Annotated in this window: 23 protein-coding genes; 11 read left to right on the top strand and 12 right to left on the bottom strand. The window is 70.5% G+C overall.

Translation table 11 applies throughout. The features are described from left to right. The 3 genes from ABD339_RS30545 to ABD339_RS30535 form a co-directional block, all read right to left on the bottom strand. On the bottom strand, positions 1 to 911 hold a 911-nt coding region (locus ABD339_RS30545; protein WP_344570402.1), incomplete at its 3' end, for an Ig-like domain-containing protein. A 752-nt stretch (positions 912 to 1,663) separates the two neighbouring features. After that, positions 1,664 to 1,819, bottom strand: a complete 156-nt coding sequence (locus tag ABD339_RS30540) for a DUF7196 family protein (RefSeq protein ID WP_344570401.1) — start codon at positions 1,817 to 1,819, stop codon at positions 1,664 to 1,666. Between the two features lie 24 nt (positions 1,820 to 1,843). Further along, positions 1,844 to 2,131 carry a hypothetical protein gene (locus ABD339_RS30535; protein ID WP_344570400.1) on the bottom strand — a complete coding sequence of 96 codons (288 nt, stop codon included), beginning with the start codon at positions 2,129 to 2,131 and terminating at the stop codon, positions 1,844 to 1,846. Positions 2,132 to 2,791: 660 nt separating this feature from the next. On the opposite strand from ABD339_RS30535, the gene ABD339_RS30530 reads away from it, so the two are divergent. Continuing rightward, positions 2,792 to 4,093 carry an amidohydrolase gene (locus ABD339_RS30530; RefSeq protein WP_344570399.1) on the top strand — a complete coding sequence of 434 codons (1,302 nt, stop codon included), beginning with the start codon at positions 2,792 to 2,794 and terminating at the stop codon, positions 4,091 to 4,093. Between the two features lie 363 nt (positions 4,094 to 4,456). Here ABD339_RS30530 and ABD339_RS30525 read toward each other — a convergent pair whose 3' ends face one another. Then, positions 4,457 to 4,666: a hypothetical protein gene (locus tag ABD339_RS30525; protein WP_344570398.1), complete on the bottom strand. Its 210-nt coding sequence runs from the start codon at positions 4,664 to 4,666 to the stop codon at positions 4,457 to 4,459. Positions 4,667 to 4,867: 201 nt separating this feature from the next. On the opposite strand from ABD339_RS30525, the gene ABD339_RS30520 reads away from it, so the two are divergent. The 7 genes from ABD339_RS30520 to ABD339_RS30490 all read left to right on the top strand — a co-directional run bounded on the left by ABD339_RS30520 (position 4,868) and on the right by ABD339_RS30490 (position 12,884). Next, complete coding sequence (locus ABD339_RS30520) at positions 4,868 to 5,902, top strand: BMP family lipoprotein (RefSeq protein WP_344570397.1); 1,035 nt, start codon at positions 4,868 to 4,870, stop codon at positions 5,900 to 5,902. Between the two features lie 297 nt (positions 5,903 to 6,199). Beyond that, positions 6,200 to 7,756: an ABC transporter ATP-binding protein gene (locus ABD339_RS30515; RefSeq protein WP_344570408.1), complete on the top strand. Its 1,557-nt coding sequence runs from the start codon at positions 6,200 to 6,202 to the stop codon at positions 7,754 to 7,756. Further along, positions 7,753 to 8,937: an ABC transporter permease gene (locus ABD339_RS30510; protein ID WP_344570396.1), complete on the top strand. Its 1,185-nt coding sequence runs from the start codon at positions 7,753 to 7,755 to the stop codon at positions 8,935 to 8,937. Before ABD339_RS30515 ends, ABD339_RS30510 begins: the two co-directional genes overlap by 4 nt. Next, the gene (locus tag ABD339_RS30505; protein ID WP_344570395.1) at positions 8,934 to 10,244 is read left to right on the top strand and encodes an ABC transporter permease; all 1,311 of its coding nucleotides are present in this window, start codon (positions 8,934 to 8,936) and stop codon (positions 10,242 to 10,244) included. Before ABD339_RS30510 ends, ABD339_RS30505 begins: the two co-directional genes overlap by 4 nt. A 14-nt stretch (positions 10,245 to 10,258) precedes the next feature. Further along, complete coding sequence (locus ABD339_RS30500; protein ID WP_344570407.1) at positions 10,259 to 10,678, top strand: cytidine deaminase; 420 nt, start codon at positions 10,259 to 10,261, stop codon at positions 10,676 to 10,678. A gap of 294 nt (positions 10,679 to 10,972) precedes the next feature. After that, complete coding sequence (locus tag ABD339_RS30495) at positions 10,973 to 12,247, top strand: thymidine phosphorylase (protein ID WP_344570394.1); 1,275 nt, start codon at positions 10,973 to 10,975, stop codon at positions 12,245 to 12,247. Positions 12,248 to 12,491: 244 nt separating this feature from the next. Continuing rightward, positions 12,492 to 12,884 carry a hypothetical protein gene (locus tag ABD339_RS30490; protein WP_344570393.1) on the top strand — a complete coding sequence of 131 codons (393 nt, stop codon included), beginning with the start codon at positions 12,492 to 12,494 and terminating at the stop codon, positions 12,882 to 12,884. A gap of 1,305 nt (positions 12,885 to 14,189) precedes the next feature. On the opposite strand, the gene ABD339_RS30485 is transcribed toward ABD339_RS30490, so the two are convergent. Continuing rightward, entirely contained in the window at positions 14,190 to 14,381 is a 192-nt protein-coding gene (locus tag ABD339_RS30485) for a hypothetical protein (protein ID WP_344570392.1), read from the bottom strand. Here ABD339_RS30485 and ABD339_RS34045 point away from each other — a divergent pair. Next, the gene (locus ABD339_RS34045) at positions 14,320 to 14,454 is read left to right on the top strand and encodes a helix-turn-helix domain-containing protein (RefSeq protein ID WP_486388550.1); all 135 of its coding nucleotides are present in this window, start codon (positions 14,320 to 14,322) and stop codon (positions 14,452 to 14,454) included. The two genes, ABD339_RS30485 and ABD339_RS34045, sit on opposite strands and share 62 nt — an antisense overlap. Positions 14,455 to 14,525: 71 nt before the next feature. Next, positions 14,526 to 15,023 carry an SRPBCC family protein gene (locus ABD339_RS30480; protein ID WP_344570391.1) on the top strand — a complete coding sequence of 166 codons (498 nt, stop codon included), beginning with the start codon at positions 14,526 to 14,528 and terminating at the stop codon, positions 15,021 to 15,023. A gap of 6 nt (positions 15,024 to 15,029) precedes the next feature. On the opposite strand, the gene ABD339_RS30475 is transcribed toward ABD339_RS30480, so the two are convergent. From ABD339_RS30475 to ABD339_RS30445, 7 genes are all read right to left on the bottom strand, one after another. After that, positions 15,030 to 15,494 carry a hypothetical protein gene (locus ABD339_RS30475; protein ID WP_344570390.1) on the bottom strand — a complete coding sequence of 155 codons (465 nt, stop codon included), beginning with the start codon at positions 15,492 to 15,494 and terminating at the stop codon, positions 15,030 to 15,032. Between the two features lie 41 nt (positions 15,495 to 15,535). Beyond that, on the bottom strand, positions 15,536 to 16,258 hold the full coding sequence (locus ABD339_RS30470) for a barstar family protein (protein WP_344570389.1): 723 nt from the start codon (positions 16,256 to 16,258) through the stop codon (positions 15,536 to 15,538). A 5-nt stretch (positions 16,259 to 16,263) separates the two neighbouring features. Continuing rightward, positions 16,264 to 20,775, bottom strand: coding sequence for a putative T7SS-secreted protein (locus ABD339_RS30465; RefSeq protein WP_344570388.1), 4,512 nt, complete (start codon positions 20,773 to 20,775; stop codon positions 16,264 to 16,266). Continuing rightward, entirely contained in the window at positions 20,772 to 21,332 is a 561-nt protein-coding gene (locus ABD339_RS30460; RefSeq protein WP_344570387.1) for a hypothetical protein, read from the bottom strand. Before ABD339_RS30460 ends, ABD339_RS30465 begins: the two co-directional genes overlap by 4 nt. Continuing rightward, positions 21,329 to 21,817 carry an SseB family protein gene (locus tag ABD339_RS30455; RefSeq protein ID WP_344570386.1) on the bottom strand — a complete coding sequence of 163 codons (489 nt, stop codon included), beginning with the start codon at positions 21,815 to 21,817 and terminating at the stop codon, positions 21,329 to 21,331. The genes ABD339_RS30460 and ABD339_RS30455 overlap by 4 nt, the downstream gene beginning before the upstream one ends. A 220-nt stretch (positions 21,818 to 22,037) precedes the next feature. Further along, positions 22,038 to 22,274, bottom strand: a complete 237-nt coding sequence (locus ABD339_RS30450) for a ferredoxin (protein WP_344570385.1) — start codon at positions 22,272 to 22,274, stop codon at positions 22,038 to 22,040. Positions 22,275 to 22,289: 15 nt separating this feature from the next. Continuing rightward, a complete protein-coding gene (locus ABD339_RS30445) occupies positions 22,290 to 23,480 on the bottom strand; it encodes a cytochrome P450 (protein WP_344570384.1) in 1,191 nt (396 codons plus the stop codon). Positions 23,481 to 23,730: 250 nt separating this feature from the next. Between ABD339_RS30445 and ABD339_RS30440 the strand changes: the two genes are divergently transcribed. Then, complete coding sequence (locus ABD339_RS30440; protein WP_344570383.1) at positions 23,731 to 24,336, top strand: TetR/AcrR family transcriptional regulator; 606 nt, start codon at positions 23,731 to 23,733, stop codon at positions 24,334 to 24,336. Positions 24,337 to 24,474: the final 138 nt, after the last annotated feature.

The raw sequence follows: 24,474 nt of genomic DNA, 5'->3' as shown, positions 1-24,474 counted from the left end.
GAGGGGTTGGGGCTCGCTGTGACGGCTGTGGTGGTGGAGGCTTCGTTCACGGTCGCGTTGGTGCTGCCGGTTGAGGCTGCGGCGCAGCTGTCGCCGTTGTAGGTGGCGGTGATGGTGCCGGTGGCCAGCACGGTGGTGGTCAGGCATGCCTGGCCGGTGGCGTCGAGTGGCACGGTTTGGTTGAGTCCGCCGGGTCCGGTGAAGGTCACGGTGCCGGTTGGTGTCCCCGAGCCGGGTGGGTCGATGGTGACTGTCGCGCAGACCGTCACCGGTTGGCCGCACACGGAGGGGTTGGGGCTCGCTGTGACGGCGGTGGTGGTGGAGGCTCCGTTCACGGTCGCGTTGGTGCTGCCGGTTGAGGCTGCGGCGCAGCTGTCGCCGTTGTAGGTGGCGGTGATGGTGCCGGTGGCCAGTGCTGTGGTGGTCAGGCATGCCTCACCGGACGCGTCCAGTGGCACGGTCTGGTTGAGTCCGCCAGGGCCGGTGAAGGTCACCGTTCCGGTCGGTGTCCCCGAACCGGGCGGGTCGATGGTCACCGTGGCGCACAGTTCGACCGGTTCGCCGCACACCGACGGATCCGGGTTCGCTGTCACCACCGTGGTGGTGGGGGCGGCGTTGACGACCTGGTCCAGCAGGCCGGAGGCAGAGGAGGTGAACTCGGCGTCGCCGTTGTAGATGGCGATCACCTGGTGGGTGGTCACGCTGAGGTTGCTGATGCTGACTTGCGCCTGCCCGGCGGCATCCAGCGTGCCGGTCAGTGTGGGCCCGTCATCGCTGATGATGACGCTGACAGTGCCCGTCGGAGTCCCGGTGTCCGGTGGTACCGGGGCGACGATGATGGTGAATGTGACCAGCTCATGGCAGACGGAGGGGTTGGGCGACGAGGTGAGAGTGGTGGTGGTGTTTGCCATTTGGCGCAGCCCCCATTTTCATCTGTACGGGGTGAATGGGGCCCTTCCGCGGAGAGACGGGGACAGCAAGGCAGCCAAAAACAGATCCGGTTGACGCCCTTGTGATCCAGCCGCCGTATCGATTGAACGGCCCGCTTGTGGTAATTCCAGTAGGCGGCGGAGTCAATCGCTGCGCCAGACAGGTGCATGTAATATCACCCGTCCGGCTCAATGATCGGTCGGAGCTGTACGATAATCCCAACAACGGGGATCTTCGCCCCGCGAATAGGGGGAGTTGGCGGCGGCAGCGGGGCGAGACACGCCGGAGCCAGGTGTGGAGAGGACTCCGGTCAACTGCCGGGGCGCGTCGATAGCGTCGCGGTCCAAAGGCCGGACACCTGCCAGGGGAGAGGGAAAGCATGAGGCGTCGCGGGGTCCGCGGTTCCCGAAACCCGGGCAGGCGTAATTTCCTGAGAGGCGCTATTTCGTGCCGCAGGGATCCGACGGAACCGAAGGGCCTCACGTGTCGACCGGTGCCGTTTACGCGGCCGTGCTCGATGTGAGCGGTCCGACGCCGAGCATTCCGGCCCGACTTCCGCGCGATCAGCGGACCGTGGCCAGGCCCGTGCCATGGAGGGCGCGCGAGCGTGGTGGCGCGGGCGTGGCCGGGATCCGGGCACTCCTCCCGGGCCTGCCGGACCGCGCCGCGCTCATGTCGGGAGGTTCCGCACCCAGGCGCCTCTGCCCAGGAACTGCCTGGGCCGGCCAACGGGTTACTGGTTCACCGCGACGATGGTCCCGCCGCCGTTGCGCGCCCTCGCCGCTTCGGCCTCGCGGCGGGTGGGGTAGTCGCGTGTGACGCCGTTCGGCAGGATCAGCCGGTAGACGGTCACGGTCCGGCGGGCGCGCCCACCGCAGTTGCATCCCATGGAAGTTCCTCCTCTTCGAGTGCCTCAGTCGAGCCAGGTAGTCGCCAGGCCGACGAGGTAGGACAACGTCAGCGTCATGGCGACAGCCTGGAAGCCAGTGGTGCCGCCGATCAGATAGGCGAGTGGGACGACGGACATGGAGGCCCAGACGCCGGTGCACCAACCACAGGTGACCATGTAAGAGATCTTCGATTCATCGCCGAACCGGTCGGCCACCCATGAGCGGAATCCCGCGGCCAGCTCATCCTTGGTTATGAATCTGGTAATACGACAAACGGCGCCTAGCGTCAGCAGAAACACCACCGCGTTCATACCTTTCACCGTAAAGGGGTTTTACCGAAAGGGAATACCCGCATGCGGATTTCCTCCCTTCGCGTTGACCATCGCGTCCCGCGGATCTCGATACGGGTGGCGGTGGTCAACGAGCCGTGAGCGGGCGGTAGCCGCACGTCTTCTTCCACGCCCCTGCCACCTGCTCCACCGAGTGGTTTCCGGGACCAGCGGCATCCGCGTTTTGCCGAGGCGGCATTGAGCAACTACTGCAACCTGGCGCACACCTTCACCGGACAAGCGAGAGGCCGTTTCGGCAGGAGTCCGGTCGGCCGGACTCGACGGGTTTTGGCGGGACTTGGCGGTCTTGGCGGTCTTGGCGGGTACGGCGGAGGACGGCCACCTGCCGCGACCGCGGATCGCCCGCTCTCCTCGGTGGCGAGCCGCCGTCGGGTCCCCTGGAACGGGCGGCTGTCTGTGCCGGGCGACGCGCGTGAACTGTCGGCGGCGGACACTTCCTGCGATGTGGCGCTCGTCCTGGGTCCGCTCTGCCCAGCTACTCGAACGGCACGGTAAAACGCGTAGGTATACCCAGCCGCAAAGGGACATAACCGCCGCCCGGCCTAGTTTTTCTTCCCCTGAGGGGCTGAACTTTGGTGGATCTCTGGTCAGTTGCGGAGCCTGTGCGCCTACCCTTCGGACATGAACGAACTCCTGTCCCCTGCCCCGGAGGTAGACGCACGCGAATCCGCAGGCGTACTTCCCGAGTTGCCCGGCCGTGTCACCGAGTCCCTCCGGCGTGAACTGACCGCCTTCCGACGTGATCTCCATATGCACCCCGAGCTGGGGCATCAGGAGTTCCGTACGACCTCGGCGCTGAAGACCAGACTGGAGCGGGCGGGGCTGCGTCCCCGGGTGCTTCCGCTGGGCACGGGGCTGATCTGCGACATCCACCCGGGCCTGGCCGAGCCGGCCGGGCCGGGCGCCGCGACCGCCCCGCCCACCTCCGCGTCCGCTGCCTCCGCCGCGGCCCCCGCGCCCATGCTGGCGCTGCGTGCCGACATCGACGCGCTGCCCATCCCGGACACCAAGGACGTGCCCTACCGCTCCACCGTCCCCGACCGCGCGCACGCGTGCGGGCACGACGTGCACACCACCGTCGTGCTGGGCGCCGGGCTGGTACTGGCCGAGCTGGCGCGGGCCGGGGCGCTGCCGAGGCCGGTGCGGCTGCTGTTCCAGCCGGCCGAGGAGGTGCTGCCGGGCGGCGCCGCCGAGGTGGTGGAGTGGGGCGGCCTGGAGGGCGTCGGCTCGATCGTCGCGCTGCACTGCGACCCGAAGGTGGACGCGGGCCGGATCGGGCTGCGGGCTGGGCCGATCACCTCGGCCTGCGACCGGCTGGAGGTGGCGCTCTCGGGCGCCGGCGGGCACACCGCGCGCCCGCATCTGACGACGGACCTGGTCACGGCCGCCGCGAAGCTGGTCACGGAGGTGCCCGCGCTGCTGGCCCGGCGGGTGGACGCCCGCTCGGGGCTGGCGCTGACGTGGGGGCGCATCGAGTCGGGGCACGCCTGCAACGTCATCCCGCAGCGAGCCGAACTCTCGGGCACACTGCGCTGCCTGGATCTTCCCGCGTGGCGGGAGGCGCCGGACCTGGTGCACGCGGCGATCGACGAGGTGGCCGCGCTCTACCGTGCCAAGTGTGAGCTGAACCATGTGCGGGGTGTGCCGCCGGTGGTCAACGAACCGTCGGTGACGGCGATGCTGCGCGAGGCGATGACGGCCCGCGCGGGCGCCGGATCAGTGGAGAGCACCGAACAGAGCCTGGGCGGCGAGGACTTCTCCTGGTACCTGGAGCATGTGCCCGGCGCCATGGCCCGGCTGGGCGTGCGCCCCCCGGGCGAGCGGCGCAGCCGCGATCTGCACCAGGGCGACTTCGACGCGGACGAGTCGGCGATCACGACCGGCGTCGAACTGTTCACCGCGCTGGCCCTCCTGGGCCGCTGAGGCGCGCCTCCGGCGCCGCCACGCCTCTGGCGCCCCTGGCATCCGGCGCCCCTGGCCTCCGGCGTATCCCGCATCCGGTGCGCCGGGGACGTGCGGCTGGTGGACTGCCGCCGTTCCCCGGCCCGAGCGGGCCCCCGGGGCGCCGGAGGTTGGTGACCGCCATTCCGCCCCGTCGTCCGGAGGGGGCGTCCGGCGGGGACCGCACCGTCGTGGATTCTTCGGCGCCCATAGGCCCTCCGGGCGGTCGGTTCACCGGTGGCCGGGGGTATTGCCGGTCTGCGTCGGTCTGCCGGTCACCGGTTGCCGTGGGTTCGCGAGCGCCGTGGGTTCGTCGTCCGAGAGGGCCGGGCGGCCGTGGGTTCGTCAGTCGGGCCCCCGGGCCGCCGTGCGGTTCGTCGCCCGGGGCTCCGGGCCTCCGGGCCCCTGTCCGGTGGGCCGGGCCGACCAGGGCACCGTCCGGCTCGTCGGCCGGGCGCCGCCGCGCGGCGCGGTGACGGCCACCGTCTCGTGTGCGGTCGGGGCGCCGCCGCGCGGCGTGGTGACGGCCACCGTCTCGTGTGCGGTGACGGCCACCGTCTCGTGCGCGGTCCGGCCACCGCCTCGTGCGCGGTCCGGCCACCGCCGCGCGTGCGGTCCGGGCGCCGTCGGCGCCCCGATCGCGACGATCCGATAACAGCCCGCGAACCGTCTTCTGCGGGAAATCTACGCGCGTTAATCTGTGCCCGAAGCCAGCGCCCGGAAGAGGCGCTTCCAACACTCGGAGGGAACGTCCTCTTGCGTCGGGTATCCAAGCTCGTTGCCGCGGTCACCGTCACCGCGGCGCTCGCGGTGACCGCCACCGCATGCGGTGAGAGTTCAACTGAGTCCGCCGGTAAGAAGAAGAACAAGGGTGTCGGGCTGGCCTTCGATGTCGGTGGCCGGGACGACCACTCGTTCAACGAGGCGGCGGCGCGCGGCACCGACAAGGCCGAGAAGGAACTCGGCGTCAAGACCCGGGAGATGACCGCCGGTAACAACGAGACCGAGGAGACCCGCGAGCAGCGCCTCACCTCGCTCGCCGAGGCCGGGTACAACCCCGTCATAGGCGTCGGCTTCAACTACGGCAAGTCCATCAACAAGGTGGCCAAGGACTTCCCCGACACCACGTTCGGTGTGGTGGACGAGGCGTCGCACGGCAAGAACGTCGTCGGTATGACCTTCGCGGAGAACGAAGCCTCCTACCTCGTCGGTGTCGCGGCGGCCAAGAAGACCAAGAAGAACAAGGTCTCCTTCATCGGCGGTGTGGACAACGCCCTCATCCAGAAGTTCGAGGCCGGCTTCGTCAAGGGCGTCAAGGACACCGACCCCAAGATCAAGGTCGAGACCGACTACCTGTACAAGGATTCGGACAAGGGGTTCAATGACCCCGCGCGGGCCAAGGACATGGCCAAGGGCATGCTCGCGCGCGGCAATGACGTGATCTACACGTCCGCGGGCCAGTCGGGCGCCGGGTCGATCGAGGCGGTCAGCAAGGTCAAGGGCGCCTGGGCGATCGGGGTGGACTCCGACCAGTACCGGCAAAAGGGCCTGGAGAAGTACAAGAACGCGATCCTCACCTCGGCCGTCAAGAACGTCGATGTCGCGGTCTATGAGCTGATCAAGAGCGTCAAGGACGGCAAGCCGCTCAGCGGCGACCAGACCTTCTCGCTCAAGGAGCAGGGCGTCTCGGTCGCCACCTCCGGCGGCTTCATCGACGACATCAAGGGCGACATCGACAAGGCGTCGGGGGAGATCACCTCCGGCAAGATCAAGGTTCCCGCCAAGCCGTGAGCCGGCCCGCGCCCGCACCGTACGTACCAGGCGCACTGCCGCGGTACGTACGGTGTCCCGCGGGTGCCGTGGCCGGTCAGGGCAGTTCGCGCAACCCGCGGATACCCGCGGTCACCCCGGGATGTCCCCGCGATCCGGCCGCTCTCGCGGGCCGGTCCGGCCGGGCCGTGGGGCGGGGAGGTGCATCGGTGCTCAATGAGGGAGTACGTCACTCACGTGTCCAGCGAGTCCAGTGAGCCCAGCGACAGCGCGCCGCCGGGACCGGGTGAAGACCCCGGCCCCGGCGCGGCGGTCGAGCTGCGGGGCATCACCAAACGGTTTCCCGGCGTGGTCGCCAACCGCGATATCGACATCTCCGTGGGGCGCGGCACCGTGCACGCCCTCGTCGGGGAGAACGGCGCGGGCAAGTCGACGCTGATGAAGATCCTCTACGGCATGCAGCGGCCGGACGAGGGCACCATCAGCATCAACGGCGAGCAGGTCGCCCTGCACAGCCCGGCCGACGCGATCGCGCGCGGTATCGGCATGGTCCACCAGCACTTCATGCTGGCCGACAACCTGACCGTGCTGGAGAACACCGTGCTGGGCGCGGAGAAGCTGCACGGCATCGGCTCCCGGGCCCGCGCCCGAGTCAAGGAGCTGTCGGACGCCTACCGGCTGGGGATACGCCCCGATGTGCTGGTCGAGGAGCTGGGGGTCGCCGACCGGCAGCGGGTGGAGATCCTCAAGGCCCTCTACCGGGGCGCCAGCACGCTGATCCTGGACGAGCCGACCGCGGTGCTGGTGCCGCAGGAGGTGGACGCGCTCTTCGACAACCTGCGGGAGCTGAAGTCCGAGGGCCTGACGGTGCTGTTCATCTCGCACAAGCTGGGCGAGGTGCTGTCGGTCGCGGACGCGATCACCGTCATCCGGCGCGGTACGACCGTCGCCTCCGTCCTGCCGGGGGAGACGAACGCGCGGGAGCTGGCCGAGCTGATGGTCGGCAGCGAACTGCCCTCGGCCGAGACGCGTGAGTCCACCGTCACCGACATCCCGATGCTGCGCGTCGCCGGTCTGGAGCTGTCGGCCACCGACTCCGACGGCGCACTGCGTGCGGTGCTGGACGGGATCTCCTTCACCATCCACAAGGGCGAGGTGCTGGGCATCGCCGGGGTGGAGGGCAACGGCCAGGCGGAGCTGGTCGAGGCCGTCATGGGCATGAGCGACCCCACCGGCGGCACCGTCACCCTCGACGGCCAGGACATCTCGCACACCCCCACCCGCACCCGGCGCGAGAGCGGCATCGGCTACATCCCCGAGGACCGCCATCGGCACGGACTGCTGCTGGAGGCCCCGCTGTGGGAGAACCGCATCCTCGGGCACGCCACGCAGGAGCCCAACGCCAAGGGCCGCCTGCTGGGCGTCCGGGGGCTGCCGCAGCTGCTCGACCTCAAGGGCGCGCGGCGCGATGCGGGACGCATCGTCGAGGAGTACGACGTGCGCACCCCCGGCATCGAGGTGACCGCCGCGAGCTTGTCGGGCGGCAACCAGCAGAAGTTCATCGTCGGCCGGGAGATGAGCCACCGCCCCAAGCTGCTGATCGCCGCCCACCCCACCCGGGGTGTGGATGTGGGCGCGCAGGCGCAGATCTGGGACCAGATACGCCAGGCGCGCCGCGAGGGGCTGGCCGTGCTGCTGATCTCGGCGGACCTGGACGAGCTGATCGGCCTGTCCGACACCCTGCGGGTGATGTACCGGGGGCGGCTGGTCGCGGACGCGGATCCGGCGGCGGTCACCCCCGAGGAGCTGGGCACCGCCATGACGGGCGGGGCCGGCGGCCACCTGGAGCACGATGAGAGGGGGGACGCCGAGTGAGCGGCCTGAAGCGGAAGTTCGGTGTGCAGACCGTCTTGTCGGCGCTGGCGGCACCGGCGCTGGCACTGGTCGCGGCGTTCGTGCTGTCGTCCGCGGTGATCGCGGCGACGGGCAAGGACCCGTTCCACGCCTTCTACGTCATGATCGACTTCGGCTCGAAGAGCGACAGCCAGGTCTGGATCATCAACAAGGCGATCCCCTACTACCTGTCGGCGGCGGCCGTGGCCATCGGCTTCCGCATGAACTTGTTCAACATCGGCGTGGACGGCCAGTACCGGGTCGCCGCGTTCTTCGCCGCCGTCGTCGGCGGGGCCCTGTCGCTGCCCGGCATCCTCCAGATACCCGTGATCATCCTGACCGCGATGGCGGTCGGCGCCGTGTGGGCGGGCATCGCGGGCGTGCTGAAGACGACGCGGGGCGTCAGCGAGGTCATCACCACGATCATGCTGAACTCCATCGCGGGCTCGCTGATCGGCTACTTCCTGGCCGAGGACCGGCTCGCCGTCAAGGACGGCAACCTGTTCCACACCCCCGACATCCCCGCCGGCAGCCACTTCTTCACCCTCCCCACCAACCCGGACCCGATCTACGGCACGGTCGTCATCGCCGCCGTCATCGGGCTGGCCTACTGGTTCGTGCTGGGCCGCACCCGCTTCGGCTTCGACCTGCGCGCGGTGGGCCGCAGCGAGTCGGCGGCCGCCGCCAGCGGCGTCAGCGTCCGGCGGATGGTCGTCACCAGCATGCTGCTGTCGGGCGCGGTGGCCGGACTGGTCGGCATGCCGACGCTGTTGAACAAGTCCTTCAGCTACGGCACCGACTTCCCCACCGGAGTCGGCTTCACCGGCATCGCCATCGCCCTCCTGGGCCGCAACCACCCCGTCGGCATGGCCCTGGCGGCGCTGCTGTGGGGCTTTTTGGAGCGCACCGGCATCCAGCTGGAGTTCGAGGAGTACGCGCAGGAAATCATCGGCGTGATGCAGGGGATCATCGTCTTGTGCGTGGTCATCGCCTACGAGGTCGTCCGCCGCCAGGTGCTGCGCAGACAGCAGCGTGAGGTCGGCGAGGAACTGAGCGCGCGGGCATCCGGCGGCCCCGGCGCCGATGCCGGTGCCGCCGACGCTGGAGCCGACGGCGGATCCGAGGACCCCGGCACCGAGGAGAAGGCGGGGGCCACCGCATGAGCACCGATACCGTGTCCGAGCGGGGCGGCAAGGGCGACGCGCCCCGGAGCGGAGCCGGCAAGGCCGCGTCCCGCCGCAAGCTGTCCTACCCCGTCGTCCTGCTGCTGATCGCCGGCGGGCTGCTGCTGCTCTCCCTCGTACGGCTGGTCACCGGGGACGAACAGCTCAGCAACAGCGACCAGTTCTCCTCCGCGCTCGGCGCCGCCGTCCCCATCGGACTGGCCGGACTGGGCGGGCTGTGGGCCGAGCGGGCGGGCGTCATCAACATCGGCCTCGAAGGCATGATGATGCTCGGCACCTTCGCCGCAGGCTGGATCGGCTGGCAGCACGGGCCGTGGGCCGCCGTACTGGCCGGCATCGCGGGTGGCGCGCTCGGCGGGCTGCTGCACGCGCTGGCCACCGTCACCTTCGGTGTGGACCACATCGTCTCCGGTGTGGCCATCAACATCCTCGCCCTGGGCCTGGTCCGCTATCTGGCCAAGCTGTGGTTCGGCGCGGAGGGCAGCGCGGCGGCGCAGGCGGGCGGCAACGACAAGCAGTCACCGCCCATGGACGACATGCCCACCTTCACCGTCCCCGGCCTGGCCGACGGGCTCGGGTCCATCGAGAAGCACGACTGGTTCCTCGTCTCCGACCTGGCGGGCATCCTGCGCGCCCTGGTGCACGAGGTCTCCTGGGTCACGGTGCTGACGGCCGTGCTGTTCGCCGGCAGCTTCTTCGTACTGTGGCGCTCCTCCTTCGGGCTGCGGCTGCGCTCGTGCGGGGAGAACCCGACGGCCGCCGAGTCGCTGGGCGTGAACGTCTACAAGTACAAGTACGCGGCGCTGACCGTCTCCGGCGCGCTGGCCGGACTCGGCGGCGCGTTCCTCGCCGTCGGCGTGCACATCTACCAGGAGAACCAGACCGGCGGCCGGGGCTACATCGGCCTCGCCACCATGATCTTCGGCAACTGGCGGCCCGGCGGGGTCGCCATGGGCGCCGGACTGTTCGGCTTCATGGACGCGCTGCGCGTCGTCGGCGGCGGCACCACCGTCCACGCGATGCTGCTGGTGGTGGCCGTACTGCTGGTCGCCCTCGCCGTCTGGAAGCTGCGCGGCGGCCTGCGCGGCGCCCGAATCCAGGCCGCCGTCAGTGTCATGATCGCCGTCGTACTGGTGATCTGGTACGCGCTGACCGACACCGTGGCGCTGGAGTTCGTCGAGATGACGCCGTACGTCACCACGCTGCTCGTCCTCTCCCTCGCCGCCCAGCGGCTGCGGGCGCCACGCGCGGTCGGCAAGTCCTACCGCAGAGGCGAAGGAACGTGAACGTGAACGTGGGCATGTCCGAGGGCGCCGGCCGGGGATCCGGCCGGCAGCCCGACTGGGAGGCGCTGCGGGACGCGGCGCGGGAGGCCATGTCCCGGGCCTACGCGCCCTACTCCGGCTTCCCCGTCGGCGCCGCCGCGCTGGTCGAGGACGGGCGCACCGTCACCGGCTGCAACGTGGAGAACGCCTCCTACGGGGTGGGCCTGTGCGCCGAATGCGGCCTGGTCTCCGCACTGTTCGCCACCGGCGGCGGCCGGCTGACCGCCTTCACCTGCGTGGGCGGCGACGGCCGCGTCGTCGCCCCCTGCGGGCGCTGCCGCCAGCTGCTGTGGGAGCACGGCGGCCCGGAACTCCTCATCGAGGCACCCTCGGGGGTACGCCCCCTGGCCGAACTGCTCACCGAGGCGTTCGGCCCCGAACAACTGCCGCGCTGAGCGCGCTCACGCGCGCTGAACGGCGGTGGTGCGCCGAGCCGGGACGCGGGTGCCGCCACCCGCGGGCGGGCCTCAGCCGCGTCGGCGGGGTAAGGGGCACCGCGACAGGCGCGACAGGCGCGACAGGCGCGGCAGCCGGACGCGACGGCGTGCCGGCGGGTGCACCGTGGCGTCGTGGCGACCGGGGCACTGCCCCAGGCGGTGTCCCGGCGACGCGGCAACGGCGCCCCCGCAGTCCCGCAGCGCATCGAAGCACCGCAGCGCACCGCAGCACCGCTGAAAGGAAGAGACACCATGGACGCCATCTCCGTCATCCGGGCCAAGCGCGACCGGGGCGAGCTGACCGGTGAGCAGATCGACTGGATCATCGACGCCTACACGCGCGGCGTGGTCGCCGACGAGCAGATGTCCGCGCTCGCGATGGCCGTCTACCTCAACGGCATGACCCGCTCGGAGATCTCCCGCTGGACCGCCGCGATGATCGCCTCCGGCGAGCGCATGGACTTCTCCGCGCTGCCGCGCCCCACCGCCGACAAGCACTCCACCGGCGGCGTCGGCGACAAGATCACCCTGCCGCTGGCCCCGCTGGTCGCCGCCTGCGGCGCCGCCGTCCCCCAGCTGTCGGGCCGGGGCCTGGGCCACACCGGCGGCACCCTCGACAAGCTGGAGTCCATCCCCGGCTGGCGCGCCTCGCTGAGCAACACGGAGATGATGGACGTCCTGCGCGACGTCGGCTCCGTCATCTGCGCGGCGGGCGACGGCCTGGCCCCCGCCGACAAGCGCCTCTACGCCCTGCGCGATGTGACCGGCACCGTCGAATCCCTCCCCCTGATCGCCTCGTCCATCATGTCCAAGAAGATCGCCGAGGGTACGGGCGCGCTCGTCCTGGACGTCAAGGCGGGCTCCGGCGCGTTCATGAAGAACGCCGAGGACGCTCGTGAACTGGCCGCCACCATGGTCGAGTTGGGGGCCGACCACGGCGTGCGGACGGTGGCGCTCCTGACGGACATGAACACCCCGCTGGGCCTGACGGCGGGCAACGCCCTCGAAGTGCGCGAGTCGGTGGAGGTCCTGGCCGGCGGCGGCCCCGCGGATGTCGTCGAGCTGACCGTAGCCCTCGCCCGCGAAATGCTGGACGCGGCGGGCCTGCCGGACGCCGACCCCGCCAAGGCGCTGGCCGACGGCTCGGCCATGGACGTGTGGCGCGAGATGGTCACCGCCCAAGGTGGTGACGCGGACGCGGAGCTGCCGTGGGCGCGGGAGCGGCATGTGGTGACGGCTGCCACCTCCGGCGTCCTGACCCGCCTCGACGCCTACGCGGTGGGCCTGTCCGCCTGGCGCCTGGGCGCGGGCCGCGCCCGCAAGGAGGACCCTGTCCAGGCGGGCGCCGGCATCCAGCTCCACGCCCGCCCCGGCGACCACATCACCGCCGGCGCCCCCCTGCTCACCCTCCACACCGACACCCCCGGCGCGTTCGCCTACGCGGAGGCCGCGCTGGAGGACGCCATCGAGATCGGTCCGGCGGAGTCGTACGCGTCAACCCCGCTGATCTTGGACCGCGTTGGATAGCAGCCCACTCTGTCGCCGGAACATCTGCCCCCCCGGGGGGCAGATGCCCGGCGGACGGCGGCACCCGCGTCTTTCGGTCAGCTCTCCTGGGACGTTGAACCTTTCACGTCCGGTCCCCGTTGCGACACTCCGGAGCCCGCGCATCCGGTCCGGCTCGTCAGCGCGGTCTGTAGGGCGCCTGCGTCGCCTACGGCCGTGGATCGCGGACTCGTCCTGTTTCCAAGACAGTTGGAGAAACAACGCGATGCCATCCCATTCCCCTGACGACCTGGTCGCTCTTGCCCGTGAGGCTCAAGAAGCCCTGATCGCAAAGCGACTCGGGTACGAGTTGGAACCACAGCCGGCGGCGGCGAGGGAGAACCGGCCTACCGTCGACCCGGACGCCGTCGCGCGCGAAGCGCAGGCCGCGCTGATGGCCAAGAAACTTCGAGAAACGGCCGCCGACCCGAACCCCACCACCCCTGACGCCGTCGCGCGGCAAGCACAGGCGGCCATGCTGCTGAAGCAGCAGCGCGAGGCGAGGGGGAATCACACCTCGGCCACCGCCGGCGGCCCGGCAGCCGGTACGGGGACGGCCCCGACAGGCGCCGCGTGGCAGCAGGGCCAGAGCGCCGCACCGAAGCCTCCCAGCAGGTAACCCTTCGAGCGGGCCGGGCTCCGCTTCCGGCGGGCCCGGCCCGGACAGGGCAGTGGGCCCCGCTGGAACGGAAGTCCAGCGGGGCCCACTGTTCGCTCACGCGACGCTCAGGCCCGCCCCCGCCTGACGTGCCGCTGTCGGCGAGGGGCGGCGGGCGGGAAGCGCGGCCTGCCGTACACGGCGGCCGAGATCATCGGGACCCGGGATCACGAAGACCGGCGGCCCCTCAACGGCACGGGTGCGTGGGGGCCCGTCGCGGGCGAGTCGGTGCCCGCCGGATCGGCGCCCGCCCAGCCGGGGCCAGGGTGCCGAGGGCTCGGCTATCTGCCTCCGCCCCCGCCTCCACGCCCCATCCCGCCCCTTTGGGCGTTGTTCTGGTCGTTCCCGTTCCGGGGGACGTAGGAGGGCGGAGGGGTCCCTGTGCGGCCCTGGAGGTGAGCGGTGCCGCCCTGGGTCAGCTCGCGGGATGCTCGGTTCGCCGCGGCGATCTCCCTCATCCGACGGTCGATCGCTGCCTGGCTGCTTTGGCCGGGCGGAGCGCCAGCCATGCCGAACAGACTGGGAGCGCCCACTCGTGTAGTTGGGGCCGAGGCGGAGCCATAGCCGGCCGTGGCGTTGCTGCTCAGGCTTCGTGCTGTGGGGGGCTGAGCACTCGCGGGAGCGCTCTCGCTGGGGGCGCGAGGTGTGGGGACGCGTTCATCGAACTGGGACGCATCGAAGTCAGGGGCCGGGGTGCCCTGGATACTCCGCACATCGACGAACGTTGCACTCCGGGCTGGCTGTGGGCTCTGTTGCCCTGGAGGCGGGGCAGGGGCGAATTCGGCTAGGTCATCCGTTTGCTGGTTCCAGCGGCCGTACGGATGGGACTGCGGCTGGAAGCCAGAGCCGCCGGTCGTAAGATCGCCGCCGGGCTTTCCTGGTGGGCCACTGGGCCCCCCTTTTTCTGGTGGAGTAGTCATCTCCGTTTCCTTCCCGCGCACCGTTGGGGGGAAAGTGCGCATGGGATTACTACGTGGGCTCGCCCAGAACGGTTCAAAAGGGCGCCTCACCTGCGCTGCTGTGGAGGCATCCTTGGCCGGGGGACGACACCGAACCCAGCGGCAGCAGTGGCTCCTGGGCCGTCCGCCGGGATCCGTACTGACCGCGCGCGGCAGCCGCGACCGGGACCGGCGACGGGGCCGGGACCGGTCCCGGGCAGGCATCGTCCGGCCCGCGCTTGATATCGAGATACCGTGATGTGACGGGAGTACGCGGCGAGAGCGTTCGGCGAGAAGGTGCCTCATGGGTGCGGCGGAGGAATGGAATTCAGCCGAATTTGTCGAGGCGTTCAAGGCCCTCGGTAAGGCGGCCCGTTTGCAGATCATGCAGTGACTGAAAGACCCCGACGCATATTTCGCCGAGTTCGAGCCGATCGCGGACCGCCAGTCGATAGAAGTTGTGCGTCACCCGTATCCAGGCGAAGCCGGGGCTCGCGCAGCCCACCGTCTCCAGCTGCATGAGCACCCTGGCACGGGCGGGGCTCGTGCGGCACACCGGTGCGGGTGACGGCCATCGGCCGTACGACCGATGAGTTCCGGCCCGCAACGTCGTCTGTACAAGGGGAACATCCCCCTCCCGCACCTGTGGGAGGTCCGAGACGAGATGACGAGGAGCGTGCACACCGTGGACCAGGAGAACGTGAGCGCCACCCGCACTATCGCCGTGCCCGCCGCGAGGGTCTTCGACGTGCTGGCGGACCCGGCGGCCCATCCGGCGATCGACGGCACCGGCTGGGTCCAGGAAGCCGCCGACCGGGCGCCGCTGACCGAGGTGGGGCAGATCTTCCGGATGGACATGTACCACCCCGAGCACCCCGACGGGAACTACCAGGTGGCCAACAAGGTCCACGTGCTCGACCCGCCGCGCGCCGTCGGCTGGCTGACGGGGGAGGAGAAGGATCACGGCCACCTGGAGTTCGGCGGCTGGACCTGGCGCTACGACCTGGCGCCGATCGGCCCTTCCGAGACGGAGGTCACGCTCACCTACGACTGGTCGGCGGTGCCGCGGTCCGTGCGCGCATACATCCAGTTCCCGCCGTTCGGCCCCGAGCACCTCACCAACTCCCTGGACCACCTGGCCGGGCTGGCCCGTCCACAGTGACCGACGTCATGCCAGGTCGGGTCGCGGTGGCTGTGCCGGGTCGTCGATGTCGACGGTAAGGACGACGCCCGCAGCCGTGGTGAACGTCGCTGCCCTGCCCCTGAGTTGGATGCCGGTGAACGGATTGGAGCCGGTGAAGAAAACCGTCCACACCAGCGCCCGGTCGGGGGCGAGGCGGGCGAAGAACCCCTCCGACCCGTGCGAACCCTCACCTGCCCAGAGGCAGCCGCCTTCGGGCAGCTCCAGCGACTTCTGGCCGTCGACTTCGGAAGTGTCGTCGTCCGGGGCGTCCTTCAGCGACGCTTCGAGATCGAAAGGGGCGCCGATCCGCAGAGGCCCCGCCTTCCCGGCCCCGAAGGGCCTGCCGTACGACACCTCGTACGACACCGTGCGCGAGCCCCCGCCGTTGACGTGGAGGGCGTCGCGGAGGGGGAGGCGGTACCGCGCCCAGAGGCTGTCGAGTGCGGTCACTTCGCTCCGTTCTTGGCGCTGGCATGGGCCGGGGACAGGGATCACCGCAGGCGCATCGTCACTCCGGCTGCATGCAGTACTCGCAGGACATCGTCGAGGGTCTCTGGCACGTGGGCGCGGGCCGTGGCGGAATGGTGCCACGTGAGGGTGAAGGGGGCTACTGGCCCGAAGTCTCCACGCAGGCAGTCCTTGAGAGCGTCCACCGAGGCCCCGTAGTAGCCACCGGGGCCGTTCAACGCTTCGCCCAAGGCGCAGTAGAGACCGGCGCGGTCAGTCACATGGCTGCCATCGAGTTCGAATTCCTCAGGCGAGTCCGCTGCTACGGCGAGCGGATACCGCCATACGGAACAGAGCCTGGCGGCGTCCAGCCATGCCTCTCTCCCCTCCTCGGAGAATTCGGACCACGCTCCGCGCTCGATTCCCTTGGACTGTCTCCACCGGTTCCAGACTTCATCCGTCGCGGGGCGGGGGGTGTCCCACAGGTATCCCGTGATGCGGAGATCGACCAGACCGTCGGACTCCGTCTCCTCCACGATGTCCGCGCCACCGATGGTGTAGGCGGCGACAGGCTGACCGGCCCGGCCGAGTACGCGTAGTTCCAGCGTCTCGTGGGCGGACGGGACCGGAGCTTCCACCAAGCGCCTGCTACGCGGCGCACGGAAGGTCGCGTATTCGTCCTCGCTCCCGAAGAAGCCCGCCACTTCCTGAATCGCGTACAGGTCGCGTTCCAGGTCTTCGGAGTGCAGGGCATACAGGGCGTGCATTGTTGTCAACGCTGCTCCTTGGGAAGATTGGGTACGGCTCCTCCGTCTTTGTACCAGGGTCCGGGGAACAGTCTCGGTTTGGAGTAATCGTGGTTCCAGATGTAGCCGATCAAGCCGTCGGGGCGTTTCAGTACGCGGTGGGGTGTGCCGGGCACATCGTAAATCGCTGAGTCTTTCCACTGCGCCCGCTGCTTGGGCGGCAACTTATCTGCCTTGTAGTAATCCAAGCCATCGGAGGCGTCGCCTGGGCGTTGTGTGCCCCGCCCCGCCAGGACCTCTTCGTACGCTTCGCGGAGCTTCTTGTTGGGAATGGGATTTCGGTCGCTCAGCTTGGGCTTTTCCTCGCACCCGGCAAGTCCCAGTGGGTCGACTTCCGCATGCGGGTTCGCCACGTAGGTCCGCGGGTTTGGCGCCGGGGCGAGCCCCAGGGGGTCCGGGGTGAGGTAGCGGGCGGATTCCGGGTCGTAGTAGCGGAAGTAGTTGTAGTGCAGACCGGTTTCGGCGTCGGCGTACTGGCCGGGGAATCGGAGTGGGCAGTCGACGGATTCGGCAGGGGCGGGCAGGGGGGTTCCCCAAAGGGTGGTGCGCTGCTGCCACAGGACCTCGCCGGTCGGTGTCACCAGTTCGGTAGGGGTGCCAGTGACGTCGGTGACTACGGCGTACAGCCTGGCGGTGCCCAGTTCGCGGTGGATTTGGGTCACCGGGCAGTGGGTGTCCGGGGCGTGCTCCCAAGCGATGGCGGCGCCGTCGGGTGCTGTCTGTTCAGCGAGGCGGGTGCCGTCCCAGGTGAACGTCAGTGCGCGACCGTCCGGGCCCGATTTGGAAATGCGGCGGCCGAGCGGGTCGTAGGTGTAATGCCATTCCTCGCCCTGGGGATTCGTCGCCGAGATGAGGCGGTCTTCCGCGTTCCAGGTGTAGGTCCAGGTACGGGTCTGGCCGTTGAGGAGTTTGCGGGTTTTGCGGGTGAGTCGGCCCGCCGCGTCGTGTTCGTAGGTGGTGCGGCCTGCCCGGCGGATCAGGGTGCCGTTGTGTTCGCGGTCGCCCGGGGCGGGGTGGGCGGGCGCTTCCGCCTGGGACTGGTTACCCGCGGCGTCGTAGGCGTACTTCTCCGTCCAGCCGTGGGCCCGGACGCCCGTCACGCGGCCCATGGAGTCGAGGTCGAACCGGCGTGTACCGGTGGTGAGTTCGCGGATTTCGGAGACGTACCCGTCCGGGCGATAGGCGTAGGTGCGGTGCTGGAGGATTTCCTCCCGTTCTCCCTGGCCGGAGCGGAGGGTCTGATGGGTGAGGCGGTCTGTGGCGTTCCACCGTTGTGTCAGTTCCGTTGCGCCGAACCGGCGCGAGGTCTCGCGGCCTGCCGCGTCGTAGGCGAAATCGAGGGCGCCGCCGTCAGTGGTGAGGCTGGTGGGGCGGCCGGCCGGGTCGTAGGACCAGGTGGAGGTCAGGCCGGTGGGGGTGGTGCGGCTGATGCCGCGGCCTGATGGGTCGTAAACGCGCGACAGCGTGCGGCCGTTGACCGATTCCGACAGGACGCGGCCGAGGGCGTCCCGCTCCAGGGTTACCCCGGCTGCGGCGTTCGCGGCGTGGGTCAGGTCGCCCGTGGCGTCGTAGGTGTAGGTGGTCACCTCGCCGGTGGCCTCGTCATGCTGTTCGACCGCCCGGCCGAGGGGGTCGAGGGTGTAGCTGAGCCGCTCGCCCATGGCGTTGACGCGGGCCAGTAGCCCGCCTGCCGGGTCCAGCTCATAGGTGCGGGTGGCGCCGTTGAAGTCGGTCTCGGAGACCAAGCGGCCTGCCGCGTCGTACGCGTAGCGCCACTCCCGGCCCTGCGGGTTGGTGACCGTGGTCAGGCGCAGCTCTGTGTCGTAGGCGAAGGCGTAGTGGGCGCCGTCGGGGTCGGTGCGGGTGGCGGGCAGGTCGAAGTGGGTGTGGGTGTAGGCCGTGGTGTGGCCGTTCTGGTCGGTGTGGCGGGCGAGGTTGCCTTCGCCGTCCCAGTCCCAGGTCTCCCGCGCGCCGTCCGGAGTCTCTCGCCATGCGGGCTTGCCCTCGATGGTCCAGCCCTGGCGGGTGGTGTGGCCGAGGGGGTCGGTGAGGGTGGTGATGCGGCCGTGTGGGCCGCGGCGGACCCGGGTGGTGTGGCCCAGCGGGTCGGTGATCGTGAGAGGGAGACCCGCCGCGTTCGTCGTCACCTTTGTGGTGTGGCCCAGCGGGTCTGTGAAGGAACCCAGGTGGCCGGACTCGTCGTACGTGTAGCGCGTTATGGCCCCGGTCGGGTCTGTGGTCGAGGTGCGGTTGCCCCGGTCGTCGTAGGCGTGCCGCCACACCGCTCCGTTCGCCTCGCGGATCACCAGGGGCAGGCCCCAGTCGTCGTAGGCGGCGGTGACGGTGCTGCCGTCGGGGCGCTCGACCGAGGTGGTGTTGCCCTGGTCGTCGTAGGTGTAGCGGGTGGTGCGGCCCAGGGGGTCGGTGACGGCCGTACGCAAGCGGTTGGCGGGGTCCCACTCGGTGCGGGTGGTGTGGCCGAGAGGGTCGGTCTCCGTGGTGACCTTGTGGGCCTCGTTGTAGGTGTGTGTCGTCGTGTGCCCGAGGGAGTCGGTGTAGCGGGTGGTGCGGGCCGCCGGGTCGTAGTGGAAGCGGCCGGACATCATGCCGTCGGGGCCGAGGGTGCGCAGGACGCGGCCCCGGTGGTCGTAGACGTAGGCGTAGGAGGTGTTGTTGCGGTCGGTCCAGGAGGTGATGCGGTGCTGGTCGTCGTAGCGGTAACGCAGGGGCAGGCCGGTGGAGTTGATGACCTCGGTGAGGTCGCCCGCCTGGTCGTAGCCGAAGGCGATGAGCGTGGTGCTGCGTTGCCCCGCGTGGCCGTGCAGGAGGCGCAGGGCGGTGATGCGGTGGAGGGCGGGGTCGGTGTCCACTGCGATGCGGTACCCGCCTGAGTGGGTGACCTCGGCGGGGGCGCCGTGCTCGTCGTAGGTGAAGGTGATGCGGTCACCCTCGTCGGCGTGGTCGCGTCCACCCGCTCGGTCGCGTCCACCCGCTCGGTCGCGTCCACCCGCTCGGTCGCGTCCACCCGCTCGGTCGCGTCCACCCGTGCGGTCGCGCCCGCCTGCCCGATCGGTGATCGACCGGAGGGCCAGTTCCCGGCCGCCTGCCGGCAGCGGTGCGAAATGGAGGACGCGGTTGCGCTCCGGCATGGTGATCGTCATCGTGCCGTCGGGCTTGCCGTCCCAGTGCAGGGGCCAGCGGGGGCCGGAGCGGGGGAGGGTGGGCTCCTCGGGCTGCGGGACGGCGTAGGTGAGGAGCATGCCGTCGTCGGCGACGTAGACGATGCCCTGGTCGTCGAGTTCGAGGCGCTGGTCGAGGGTGGCGGCCCAGGTGGGGCCGAACCAGCCGCCGCAGGTGTGGCCGGAGACGAAGTCGCGGGTCAGGATGAGCGGTAGGGCGCCGGGCAGGTCCACGTCGGTGGCGGGCATCAGCATCTCGCCGGTGGTGACATCGACCGGGTCGGTCTTGCACACCTTGTCGGCCTTGCAGTTGTTGGTCCCCTCCGGGTCGCGGTCGGCGCGATGCCGCGCGCTGCCGTCCCGCCGAAGGGCGCGCTCGCGGGAGGCGAGGCGCTGGGCGGCGTTCTTGGCGGTGGCGGCGCCCTTGCGGACGGCGCTGCCGCCGCCGGAGGCGAGGGCGAGGAGGAGTTCGGGGGTGAGCTGGCCGGCCGCGCGGGAGGGGTTGCGCTGCCATTCCTCCCAGTTGGTGACGGCTTTGGCGAACTCTTTGGGGTGATCGACGGCGTAGGCGGCGCCGTCGATCATGCCGGCCAGTTGGAGGGAGGCACCCCCCGGGCCGTCCTCGACCATGAACTCGAACTGCTTGTACATCGACAGCCCGGTGTCGCCCATGCCGCCGAGGAAGTCCTTGCCGCGCTTCTTCCAGCCCTCCCAGCCCTTGGGCTTGTCCGGGGCCTTCTCGGCGGCCTTGTTGAGCTTGCGCACGGAGGAGGTGATGACGCCGTCGAGTTCGCTCTCCAGTTTGTCGAGCCGCGCGTAGCACGCCTCCAGGGCGGCGATGCCGGGGTCGTCCTCCGGGGGCTTCTTGGGCAGCGGGTCCTTCTTGGCGTCCACGGCCTCGCTGTAGGCGGTGAAGTCCTCCCAGTACTTCTTGGACGCGGCGCGGGCCGCGTCCGCGTCCTCGATGATCGGCTTGAGGCGGCGGTGGACGGAGCGCAGCTTGTCGGCGTAGGCGTCCAGGGCGCCTGCGGCGGAGGTGAAGTAGGTGTGGGCCGAGTCCAGTTCGCGGGGGAGCTTCTTGGTGGCGTCCTTGAAGCCCTCGGAGCCGGCGCCGGTCCAGTCCAGCAGCGACAGGTCGTCGAGTTTGGCGTTGCCGTCCTTGAACGCGCCCGCGTAGGCGCGGAGTTTGACGACCAGGTCGTCGATCGTGGAGGGCTTGCCGTAGATGACGTCCTCGGGCTTGGCGTGCGGGGGTATCCGCTCGACCGCGCCGCCTTCCATCGCGTCTTTCTGCGTCATGCGATCGTCCCGCCCCCGCCGCCGTCCACTTCCCAGCCCCCGTCGTAGCGCTTGCGCGGATTGGTGGGCACGTCGCCCGTCACCGTCGTCCCGTCGTCGTCCAGCCAGGGTTCTTGCCAGATCTGCGGCGGCGGGTCGAACTTGGGCCTGGAGCCGTTGTTCCACTCCCGCAGGCCGTGCTCGCCGAAGGGCAGTTTGGCGATGTTGTCGGCGGTCGGGGCGAAGTCCTTGATGCGCAGCAGGTCGGCGAGCATATAGGCGGCGATCACCTGGTTGAGGGTCTCGATCACGGTGTCGGTGTGCTCGGCGACCCGGCCCATGCCGAAGCCCCACTTGGAGAGCACGTCGTCGGTGGGCGTGACGATGTCCATGGTGGCCGCGTCATGGATGTGCTCGGCCATCGGCTTCCAGTCGTCCTTGATCTTCCGCGCCGCGACGACGGACTCCTCCAGCGGCTTCAGGATCCGCCGCAGCGTGGCGATCTCCACCCGGTAGCCGTCGCCCGGTTTCACGCCCTTGGTGTCCGGCGCGTCCCCGCCGTCCCCGTGCTCCGTCACGACGACGCTCCGCCGGTCCCGGGCCCGTCCGCTTCCACGTCGTGCCCGTCCGCTTCTGTGCCGGGTCCGTCCGCTTCCGCGTCGTGCCCGTCCGCTTCTGTGCCGGGTCCGTCCGCTTCCGCGTCGTGCCCGTCCGCTCCCGTCCCGGGTCCGTCCGCTTCCGTGTCCGGCTCCCGCAGCACTTCGGCGTCCAGTACGAACGTGTGCGGCCCCAGCGGGTCCACCAGCGCGCGCACGCCCTCGGGCAGCAGTTCCACCAGGTCGGCCGCCGTGGTCGAGGCCCACTCGCACGGGCCGGCGAACAGGGCCAGGGCCTCCCAGGAGGTGAAGACGGGCACCACGGGGCCGTCCACCGTCTCCGACACGAAGAAGCCCGGCTTCTCGGGCCGTTGGAAATACAGGCGTGCGGAACGCGTCGCCGCCAGCCGCTCCGCCCGGGACATGCGCGCGACCGCCTCGCCGCGGACCAGTTCACGCAACGACATCTCGTGCTCCCCCCATCCATCCGGATCCGCACCGGATGAACACCCAGCGGTCATCATCACACAGGTGATTCACCCTTGCCGCTGTGAAATGTCGCTCGTCCGACGGGGGAACCGGGCCCGGGCCTCTCCCCGAGCCATAGGGCTTCGGCCGAAGCCCTATGGCTCGGGGAGAGTGGGCGGGCGGTCAGACGACCGGTCAGTCGCCCACTCGCTCACTCGCTCAGTCCTGGGAGGGGGCGATCACGGTGTTTCCGTCGTGGACGGTGATCGCCAGGGCCGGGCAGATGTCGGCGGCGTCCAGGACCCGTTCGTCCGGTTCGACGCCCTCGACGCCGTCGGCCGCCTCCGCGCGCACCCGGGCGTGCTCACCGTCCAGGACGAAGACCTCGGGGGCGACTCCGGCGCACATTCCCGAGGCCAGACACAGCTGCGGATCGACGCGTACGCTCCACGGCATCGGATCACTCACCCCTCACCACTCGACGGGCATGACGCGCGGGCCGCGCACCAGCATCTCGGACTTCCAGGTCACATCCCCGGCCAGTCGCAGCCCGGGGAAGCGGGTGAGCAGCGCCGCCAGTGCCTCCTGGAGTTCCAGGCGGGCCAGCGGGGCGCCCAGGCAGTGGTGGACGCCGTGGCCGAAGCCGAGGTGTTTGTTGTCCTCGCGGGAGATGTCGAGGACGCCGGGCCCGCCGAAGCGCAGCGCGTCGCGGTTGGCGGCGCCGACCGCGACCAGGACGGGCGCGCCGGCGCGCACCAGGGTGCCGCCGACCTCGATGTCCTCGGTGGCGTACCGGGGCTGTCCGGCGCCGCTGCCCAGGGGGACGAAGCGCAGCAGCTCCTCCACCGCGCCGGGGACCAGCCCGGGGTCTTCGCGGAGGCGGGCGAGCTGGTCGGGGTGGTCGAGCAGGGTGAGGACGAAGTTGGGGATCTGCGAGGCGGTGGTCTCGTGCCCGGCCACCAGGATGGCCACGCACAGATCGACCAGCTCCAGTTCGGAGAGCCGGTCGCGGCCGTCCCTGGCCTCGATGAGCGCGGTCATCAGGTCGTCCTGCGGATCGGCGCGGTGTGCGGCGATCAACTCGCCCATGTAGGCGCGCAGTTCCTCGCGGCTGGCCTCGAACTCCGCGGCCGTCAGCGAGCTGGTCGAGAGCGCGTCGTCGCTCCACACGCGGAAGCGCGGGCGGTCGGCCGTCGGTACGCCGAGCATGTGGCAGATCACCGCGACGGGCAGGGGCAGCGCGAAGCGGTCCACGAGATCGGCGGGCGGGCCGGCCGCCTCCAGTTCGTCGAGGAGCCCGGCGGTCAGCTCCTTGACCCGGGGGCGGAGCTTCTCGACCTGGCGGACGGTGAACGCCTTGGCCACCAGGGAGCGGAGCCGGGTGTGGTCGGGCGGGTCCATGCTGAGGATGCCGCTGTCGCGCCGCCCCTCGGACTGCCGGGGCTCGTCGTGCGCGGCTCCGGCGGCCCGGCTGAAGCGCTGGTCACCGAGTACGAGCCGGGCGTCGGCGTAGCGGGTGACCAGCCACGCGGGCTCGCCGTACGCCAACTGGACGCGCAGCAGGCCGGGCTGGGCGCGTACGCGCTCGTACTCCTCGGCGAGCTGGAGTCCCTGATGGGTGTTGAAGGGATAGGCGTGGGGTTCGGCTTCCGCTGTCGTCATACGGCCTCCCGGTGGTGGCGGCTGCCTCCCGGTAGCGGGCAGCCGCCCTCTGTTTGTCAGCGGCTGGCAGCAGCCGTCTGTTGGGCAGCAGCCGTCGGCGACCGGCAGCAGCCGTGCGCAGCCGCCCCGCTGGTGCAAGCAGCCGCCCGCTGGTGTAAGCAGCTGCTTACAACGCTACGAGCGGCTTTCGAGGAAGGTCAACGGCGCTTTAAAGCCGTTATCCTGACGGGCCATCCGAGAGGACCCAGCCATGGCACCAGCCCCCTCCGATTCGGCGGGCGAGCGACGCCGGGACGCGGCGGCCACCCGGAAGCGGCTGCTGGAAGCCGCCCGAGACCTGTTCGCGGAACGGGGCTACGAAGCGGCGACGGTCCGCGACATCGCCGCCCGGGCAGGGGTCAACCAGGCGCTGCTGTTCCGGTACTTCGGCTCCAAGCGCAAGCTGCTCGCCGAGGTCGTCGCCCAGGGCGGACTGGAGCGCCTGCGCACGACACCGCCCGAGCAGCTGTTTGAGACGGCCCTGCGCTCGATGCTCAGCCAGAGCGCCCCGGGAGCCGACCGCACCCTGGAGGTGTACCTGCGCTCCATCGGACGGGGCGACGAGGCGGCCGGGGCGCTGCTGGGGCTGGGCCAGGAGTACCAGAGCGCGCTCGCCTCGCTCTCCGGCGCCGAGGACGGTGCCCTGCGGGCGGATCTGGCCATGGCGTGGCTGCTCGGAATCGGCTTGATGCGTACGGTCGTCGCCCGCGAACCGCTGGCGGGGGCGGAGCCGGACGCCGTATGCCGACTGGTCCTCGACGCGGTCGATCGCCTCTGGACGGCCCCGCCCCGGGGACCTGACGGGGCGGGGCTCTGACGGCGTCGGCGACGACGAGCCGCCGACGACGAGCCGCCGATGACGGCTATTGCCGGCGACGATGCCGATGACGGCGATGACGGCGATGACGGCGATGACGGCGGCGAGGTGGACGCCGGTGCCGGAGCCGCTGCCGGG

It is taken from the genome of Streptomyces axinellae, from assembly GCF_039532135.1.
GTDB lineage: Bacteria > Actinomycetota > Actinomycetes > Streptomycetales > Streptomycetaceae > Streptomyces > Streptomyces axinellae.
Note: the sequence above shows the minus strand (reverse complement) of the source record. Positions and strands in the feature narration are given on the sequence as shown.

Excerpts from the sequence above, each read along its gene's own strand:
- ABD339_RS30500 (WP_344570407.1), top strand. The coding sequence starts at position 10,259 with ATGTCCGAGGGCGCCGGCCGGGGATCCGGCCGGCAGCCCGACTGGGAG.
- ABD339_RS30465 (WP_344570388.1), bottom strand. The coding sequence starts at position 20,775 with ATGACGCAGAAAGACGCGATGGAAGGCGGCGCGGTCGAGCGGATACCC.
- ABD339_RS30480 (WP_344570391.1), top strand. The coding sequence starts at position 14,526 with ATGACGAGGAGCGTGCACACCGTGGACCAGGAGAACGTGAGCGCCACC.
- ABD339_RS30445 (WP_344570384.1), bottom strand. The coding sequence starts at position 23,480 with ATGACGACAGCGGAAGCCGAACCCCACGCCTATCCCTTCAACACCCAT.
- ABD339_RS30505 (WP_344570395.1), top strand. The coding sequence starts at position 8,934 with ATGAGCACCGATACCGTGTCCGAGCGGGGCGGCAAGGGCGACGCGCCC.
- ABD339_RS30470 (WP_344570389.1), bottom strand. The coding sequence starts at position 16,258 with ATGCACGCCCTGTATGCCCTGCACTCCGAAGACCTGGAACGCGACCTG.
- ABD339_RS30540 (WP_344570401.1), bottom strand. The coding sequence starts at position 1,819 with ATGGGATGCAACTGCGGTGGGCGCGCCCGCCGGACCGTGACCGTCTAC.
- ABD339_RS30455 (WP_344570386.1), bottom strand. The coding sequence starts at position 21,817 with ATGTCGTTGCGTGAACTGGTCCGCGGCGAGGCGGTCGCGCGCATGTCC.
- ABD339_RS30450 (WP_344570385.1), bottom strand. The coding sequence starts at position 22,274 with ATGCCGTGGAGCGTACGCGTCGATCCGCAGCTGTGTCTGGCCTCGGGA.
- ABD339_RS30440 (WP_344570383.1), top strand. The coding sequence starts at position 23,731 with ATGGCACCAGCCCCCTCCGATTCGGCGGGCGAGCGACGCCGGGACGCG.
- ABD339_RS30490 (WP_344570393.1), top strand. The coding sequence starts at position 12,492 with ATGCCATCCCATTCCCCTGACGACCTGGTCGCTCTTGCCCGTGAGGCT.
- ABD339_RS30530 (WP_344570399.1), top strand. The coding sequence starts at position 2,792 with ATGAACGAACTCCTGTCCCCTGCCCCGGAGGTAGACGCACGCGAATCC.
- ABD339_RS30495 (WP_344570394.1), top strand. The coding sequence starts at position 10,973 with ATGGACGCCATCTCCGTCATCCGGGCCAAGCGCGACCGGGGCGAGCTG.
- ABD339_RS30485 (WP_344570392.1), bottom strand. The coding sequence starts at position 14,381 with ATGCAGCTGGAGACGGTGGGCTGCGCGAGCCCCGGCTTCGCCTGGATA.
- ABD339_RS30535 (WP_344570400.1), bottom strand. The coding sequence starts at position 2,131 with ATGAACGCGGTGGTGTTTCTGCTGACGCTAGGCGCCGTTTGTCGTATT.